Annotated in this window: 4 protein-coding genes and 1 tRNA gene; 4 read left to right on the top strand and 1 reads right to left on the bottom strand. The window is 39.4% G+C overall.

Annotated features, from left to right (window positions below):
• Positions 1-261 precede the first annotated feature (261 nt).
• The 4 genes from JT739_RS10640 to JT739_RS10625 all read left to right on the top strand — a co-directional run bounded on the left by JT739_RS10640 (position 262) and on the right by JT739_RS10625 (position 5,617).
• Positions 262-459 (top strand): hypothetical protein, encoded by a 198-nt coding sequence (locus tag JT739_RS10640; RefSeq protein WP_237661100.1) that lies wholly within the window; start codon positions 262-264, stop codon positions 457-459.
• A gap of 167 nt (positions 460-626) precedes the next feature.
• Positions 627-2,627, top strand: coding sequence for an excinuclease ABC subunit UvrB (gene uvrB, locus JT739_RS10635; RefSeq protein ID WP_237661099.1), 2,001 nt, complete (start codon positions 627-629; stop codon positions 2,625-2,627).
• A gap of 21 nt (positions 2,628-2,648) precedes the next feature.
• Positions 2,649-5,480, top strand: coding sequence for an excinuclease ABC subunit UvrA (uvrA, locus tag JT739_RS10630; protein WP_237661098.1), 2,832 nt, complete (start codon positions 2,649-2,651; stop codon positions 5,478-5,480).
• A 50-nt stretch (positions 5,481-5,530) separates the two neighbouring features.
• Positions 5,531-5,617 (top strand) — tRNA-Leu (locus JT739_RS10625).
• A gap of 281 nt (positions 5,618-5,898) precedes the next feature.
• On the opposite strand, the gene JT739_RS10620 is transcribed toward JT739_RS10625, so the two are convergent.
• Complete coding sequence (locus JT739_RS10620) at positions 5,899-6,795, bottom strand: cation diffusion facilitator family transporter (protein WP_237661097.1); 897 nt, start codon at positions 6,793-6,795, stop codon at positions 5,899-5,901.
• Positions 6,796-7,001: the final 206 nt, after the last annotated feature.

Below are 7,001 nucleotides of genomic sequence, written 5' to 3'. Positions count from 1 at the left end.
TTTTACTGGTTATTGACAATAAAATTTGGAGCGTGATAATATTTTTCTACATTTGAATAAATTTGTGGAGAAAGGGGAAAATATGTAGTAGCTAAGGAAAATTTTACAACGATAAAGTATTTAGAAAATATGTGACATTTCAAACTATCTACACTTGAAAGAAATTTTATTATATGATATAATACTTGTGAAAGTAATAACAAATTCAATATCAGCTCTAATACATACATTATGCATAATACATAAAAAGGAGGGACGCAAGTGACAAGGGAAGAATACCTAAATCGTGAAAGGGATATGTTGTTGAAGGCATATGCTACCGCTTCAGAAGAAGAAAAGCGGGACATAATGCTGAAAATAATGAACATAGATACCCAATCGCGCGATGGGGATACCTACGGTACTAAATCTGGCGGTTTCTTTACCCGCCGCAGAAACAAAATAATTTATATGAACTAAACCGGGCAACTGCCTGGTTTTTCTTTTTTAGGATTATTATACGAACTAATTTTCGGTTTTGTCTTTTAACAATAAACGCTATATGGTATAATTGACTCTGATGTAAAAGGAAATTTGAAAGTATACTATGGAGAATTTCCGCTATGATTATTTAGGAAGGTGTAAAGATGGGGAAGTTTCAGGTCGTATCTGAATACGTTCCGCGGGGAGATCAGCCTAAAGCAATTCAACAGTTGGCTGAGGGGATAAATAAAGGCTATAAATTCCAGACGCTGTTAGGGGCTACAGGTACCGGTAAGACATTTACCATTGCCCATCTTATTCAGGAGGTGCAGCGCCCTACGCTGGTAATAGCCCATAATAAAACATTGGCAGGTCAGCTGTGCAGTGAGCTTAAGGAGTTTTTTCCGAACAATGCAGTAGAATATTTTGTGAGCTATTATGATTATTATCAACCTGAGGCATATATTCCTCAAACAGATACGTATATAGAAAAGGATGCCTCAATTAATGATGAGATTGATAAACTAAGGCATTCGGCTACTGCTGCCCTTTTTGAACGTCGGGATGTGATCATTGTAGCAAGCGTATCCTGTATTTACAGTTTAGGTTCGCCTATCGACTATGAACATCAGGTAATATCATTAAGGCCAGGCATGGAAAAAGACAGGGATGATGTAATTCGAAAATTGGTTGAAATTCAGTTTACCCGAAATGAGGTAGACTTTCACAGAGGGACATTCAGGGTACGGGGTGATATTTTAGAGATATTCCCCGCTTCATTTACTGAAAAGGCCATAAGAGTGGAATTTTTCGGAGATGTTATTGACCGTATTCTTGAAGTAGACACTTTAACGGGGGAGATATTAGGGGAACGCAGTCACGTATCTATTTTCCCAGCGTCCCATTATGCTACGCCAAAGGATAAATTGGAAAAGGCTATAAAATCAATAGAAGAAGAACTTCAAATGCGGCTTGAGGAACTCAAAAGCCAAGATAAAGTTTTAGAGGCGGCCAGGCTGGAGCAGCGGACGAAATACGACATAGAAATGCTTCGGGAAATGGGGTATTGCAAAGGTATTGAAAACTATTCCAGGCACCTTTCAGGGCGCAGTCCAGGCGATCCACCTTTTACACTGCTGGATTATTTTCCAAAAGATTATCTCATTATCATAGATGAGTCCCATGTTACTTTGCCTCAACTTCATGCCATGTGGGCTGGAGACCGTTCCCGTAAAGAATCACTTGTTGAACACGGGTTTCGGCTACCTTCAGCCTTTGATAACCGTCCGCTATTATTTGAAGAATTCGAGGAGCGCATAAACCAGGTTGTTTTTATGTCGGCAACACCCGGCCCTTATGAATTAGAAAAGAGTTCACAAGTTGTGGAGCAGATTATTCGGCCTACAGGTCTGGTGGACCCTGAAGTAGAAGTTCGACCTGTAAAAGGCCAAATAGATGATTTAATATGGGAAATCAAACTTCGGGCACAAAAAGATGAGCGTGTACTCGTTACTACACTTACAAAACGCATGGCCGAAGACCTTACCGATTATCTCAAGGAGGCTGGAATACGAACACGGTATCTGCATTCTGAAATCCATACCCTGGAGCGGCTTCAGATACTTCGAGATTTGAGAATGGGAAAATTTGATTGCCTTGTAGGTATAAACTTGCTGAGGGAAGGTCTAGATTTGCCCGAAGTATCACTGGTTGCTATCCTTGATGCTGATAAAGAGGGTTTTCTGCGCTCTGAAACATCCCTAATTCAGACTATTGGAAGGGCTGCCAGAAATGCAGAAGGAAAAGTTATTATGTACGCCGATACCATAACCCAATCCATGGCTCGAGCCATAAGTGAAACCAATCGCCGGCGTAAAATACAGCTGGAATATAACCGAAAACACGGAATAGTGCCTACAACAATTAAAAAATCAGTAAGAGATGTAATTGAGGCCACTAAAGTAGCCGAAGAACCAGCAGATTACTTACCGGATAAAGATGTAACTAAGATGAGTAAGAAAGAGCTGAAGAAGTTAGTAGAGGAACTGGAAAAGCAGATGAAGGAGGCAGCTAAAAATTTAGAATTTGAAAAGGCTGCAAAGCTTAGAGATTTAATCTTTGAGATAAAGGCGGAAGCTTTTAGTACAGTTAAAGTAAAACATTGATAGTGAGAGTGATTTTGGTAAATGGATAAGATAATAGTTAAAGGTGCAAGACAGCACAATCTTAAAAATATAGATGTAGTTATTCCCAGAGATAAATTAGTTGTAATAACAGGTATTTCAGGATCCGGCAAATCTACACTTGCTTTTGATACAATATATGCTGAAGGGCAAAGGCGTTATATTGAGTCCCTTTCGGCTTATGCCCGTCAGTTTCTGGGTCAGATGGACAAACCCGATGTAGATTATATAGAAGGCCTTTCTCCAGCAATTTCAATTGACCAGAAGACTACCAGTAAAAATCCCCGTTCGACGGTGGGCACCGTTACTGAGATTTATGATTATTTGAGGCTGCTTTTTGCTCGAATTGGCAGACCTCATTGCCCTAAGTGCGGTAAAGCGATATCTCAACAAACCATTGACCAAATGGTTGATACAGTTATGGCACTGCCCGAAAGTACGCGCATTCAAATTTTGGCACCTGTAGTTCGCGGTAGGAAAGGTGAGTTCAGTAAGCTGTTTGAAAGTATTAAAAAGAATGGTTTTATGCGCATAAGAGTAGATGGAAAAATAATGGAAGTTAGCGACGAGATTAAGCTGGAGAAAAACAAAAAGCATCACATTGAAATCATAGTGGACCGAATTATAATAAAACCTGGAATCGAGTCACGGCTTGCGGACTCTATTGAAACGGCACTTTCCCAAGCTGAAGGATTAGTCATCGTAGATGTAATTGGTCAGCAGGAATTGCTTTTTTCCCAAAATTTAGCATGCGCCGACTGTAATATTAGCTTAGAAGAACTGAGCCCAAGAATGTTTTCCTTCAACAGTCCCTATGGTGCTTGTCCTACTTGCAGCGGTCTAGGAATCAATATGGAAATAGATCCAGAACTTGTCATACCTGATAAAGAGAAATCCATAGAAGAAGGTGCAATTGACCCCTGGAGCACCACTCCTGATGGTTACTATTACCAAATGTTAAGTGCTGTGGTAAATCATTACGGCTACAGCGTAAAAACCCCCATAAAAGATTTGCCAAAAGAACTAGTAGATATCATACTTTACGGTTCAGATGAAAACATAGAATTTTATTACGTAAGCAGGTTTGGAAAAAGAACCCGTCATTTTATAGGGAAGTTTGAAGGTGTTGTAAATAATCTCAGGCGCCGTTATCAGGAGGCCTCTGAATTTTCAAGAGAAGAAATAGAAAAATACATGAGTGCAAAGCCATGCCCTGCCTGTAAAGGTGCCAGACTTAAACCTGAGAGTTTGGCAGTGACAGTTGGTGGTAAATCCATAGCTCAAATTACAGCTCTATCTATTCGAGAAGCATTGGCTTTTTTTAATGGACTTTCGCTCACTAAGCGGGAGGAAATGATAGCACAACAGGTCCTTAAAGAAATAAAAAACCGTTTACAGTTTTTGATTGATGTAGGCCTTGATTACTTGACACTTAATAGGGCAGCGGCAACTTTATCCGGTGGAGAGTCTCAGAGGATTAGGCTTGCTACTCAAATAGGTTCTAGACTGGTTGGTGTGTTGTATATACTCGATGAACCAAGTATTGGACTACACCAGCGGGATAATGAAAAATTGCTGAAAACTTTAAAGGATTTGCGTGATTTGGGCAATACGGTCCTTGTGGTAGAACACGATGAAGACACTATGAGAGCAGCCGATTATATTATAGATATCGGGCCGGGAGCAGGGGAGCATGGCGGTAATGTTGTTGCCTGTGGTCCCTTGGAAGTCATAGAAAAATGCGAAGAATCTATCACAGGTCAGTATTTGAGTGGGAAAAAGCAAATTCCAGTTCCAGCTAAAAGGCGAAAACCGAATAAAGGTTGGTTGGAACTTAAAGGTTGCAGGGAACACAACTTAAAAAATATAGATGTAAAAATCCCTTTAGGTTTATTTACATGCGTAACCGGTGTTTCCGGTTCAGGTAAGAGCACTTTGGTCAATGAAATTTTATACAAGGCTTTGAAAGAAAAGCTTTACAAAACGCGTAGTTTTCCCGGCGACTTTGATGAAATATTGGGCATTGAACATGTAGAAAAAGTCATAAACATCGATCAATCGCCCATAGGGAGAACGCCACGTTCAAATCCGGCTACTTATACTAATGTGTTCAATGATATTAGAGAAGTTTTTTCTCTAACTCCTGAAGCTCGCATGCGCGGGTATAAGCCTGGCAGGTTTAGCTTCAATGTCAGCGGTGGAAGATGTGAGGCTTGCAAAGGTGATGGCATTATAAAAATCGAAATGCATTTTCTGTCGGACATTTATGTGCCCTGTGAAGTGTGCAAAGGAAAGCGCTATAACCGGGAAACCTTGGAAGTAAAATATAAAGGCAGGAACATCGCAGATATATTAGATATGACCGTAGATGAGGCTTTAGAGTTCTTTGAAAATATACCCAAGATTAAGCGCAAACTCGAGACCTTAAGGGATGTAGGTTTGGGCTATATTAGACTAGGCCAGCCTTCTACTACCTTATCCGGCGGAGAAGCTCAAAGGGTAAAATTATCCACAGAACTTTCAAAGCAGAGCAATGGCAATACTGTCTATATTTTGGACGAGCCAACTACTGGTTTGCACATTGCCGATATTCATAAACTGCTGGATGTGCTCCAAAGACTGGTGGAAGCTGGTGGCACCGTTATAGTTATTGAACACAATTTAGATGTGATAAAAACTGCCGATTATATAATCGACTTAGGGCCGGAAGGCGGAGACAGAGGGGGTCGGATTGTTGCTACAGGAACACCTGAGGAGATAGCACAAAACCCCTATTCTTACACCGGACAATTTCTTAAGAAGGTTCTATGCAAAAACGGCCAAACATGGTCTTGAATTTTGCCACTTGATGTGGTAATATAAGTTATGCATTCGAAAAAATTAGTGCCGAAGTGGTGGAATTGGCAGACGCGCTAGATTCAGGGTCTAGTGCCCGCAAGGGCGTGCAGGTTCGAATCCTGTCTTCGGCACCAATAATGAAAGCTACACGTAAAGCTGATTTTAAGGCTTTACGTTTTTTATTTTTATAAGCGTGATAGCAGTTTTAGTGCCTTTGCTAGCATTTTGCTAACACAATCGGATTTTAATGCTTCCTAGATATGATAAAGATGTATTGGAATAGCTCAAAGAGGGTTTGGTATCAGTAAGCTATGGAAAAGATATAACTTAATAGATGGCCGAATTGATGTGAGGAAGGATTTTAACCTTTTAAAAAAGGGGTGTAGGTTCAAGAAAAAACAGGATTTAGGAATTCCTAAATCCTGTTTTTTGCTTTTACCGAAATGGGTTCTATATGTATATCAATATAATGAACGCCTCTGAAATGTTTCCTAATTTCATTTTCAATTTCGTGGTGCAGTTTATGGGACTCGCTTACAGACATTAATGGGTCTACAAGAATGTGCAGATTTAGTGAAAAGTCGTCCTCACTTCCCCGAGAACGCACCCGGTGGCAATCTAAAACACCATCAATTTTCGAAACCAAATCTATTACATCTTGCGGATCTAAAACTGCGGCATCACATAAGACTTTACTGGAGTTTATCAGTATCTCAATACCTGCTTTAATAATTACAATTGAAATAATAAGTGAAATTATTGGGTCCAGAATGGGATAACCCAATCGAACGGCGATTAAACTCAATATAACTGACAATGAAACATATACGTCAGTTTTTGTATGAATGGCATCCGAAATTAGGATATCGCTGTGGAGTTTTTTGCCTTGTTTCGTTTCGTAAATTATTACAAAAATATTTATAGCAATTGTTAAAATCATTACTATAAAACTGTACATGTCAACTTGGGGGACAACAGGGTTTATTAACTTAGATATACTGCTTTTGATTATATTTATACTTACAGTAAACAACAGCAGTGCTATAACAACCGAAGTAAATGTTTCAAACTTTTTATGGCCGTAAGGATGACATTCATCTGCCGGCTTTGCAGCAAGAGCCGTTCCTATTAAACCTATGATATTTGAGCTGCAATCAGAAAAAGAGTGAAAACCATCTGCTACCATGCTGGCTGAAGATATTGAAAAACCGACTACAAGTTTCATTACTGAAACTCCAAGATTAAGTGCAAGAATAGTCCAAAGGACTTTATTTATTTTTTTAATCCTGTCGCCGGATTTTTCCATGTTCATTCCGATACCCCCATTGCATATTATGGGAAGACGACCGACTTTGTGCATAATAAATATATAAAAATGTGGGTTTTAAGACCCACAATCTAAAACCTGCTGCGTAAAACTATATCACATATTAAGACTTAATAATTAAGTAAATCATAGCATAACCTGCTTGTTTCAGTCAATTCAAAAATCAATGCAGATCGCGTCAAGATACTATG

It is taken from the genome of Tepidanaerobacter sp. GT38 (genome assembly GCF_021991635.1).
Classification (GTDB): Bacteria; Bacillota; Thermosediminibacteria; order Thermosediminibacterales; family Tepidanaerobacteraceae; genus DTU063.
Note: the sequence above shows the minus strand (reverse complement) of the source record. Positions and strands in the feature narration are given on the sequence as shown.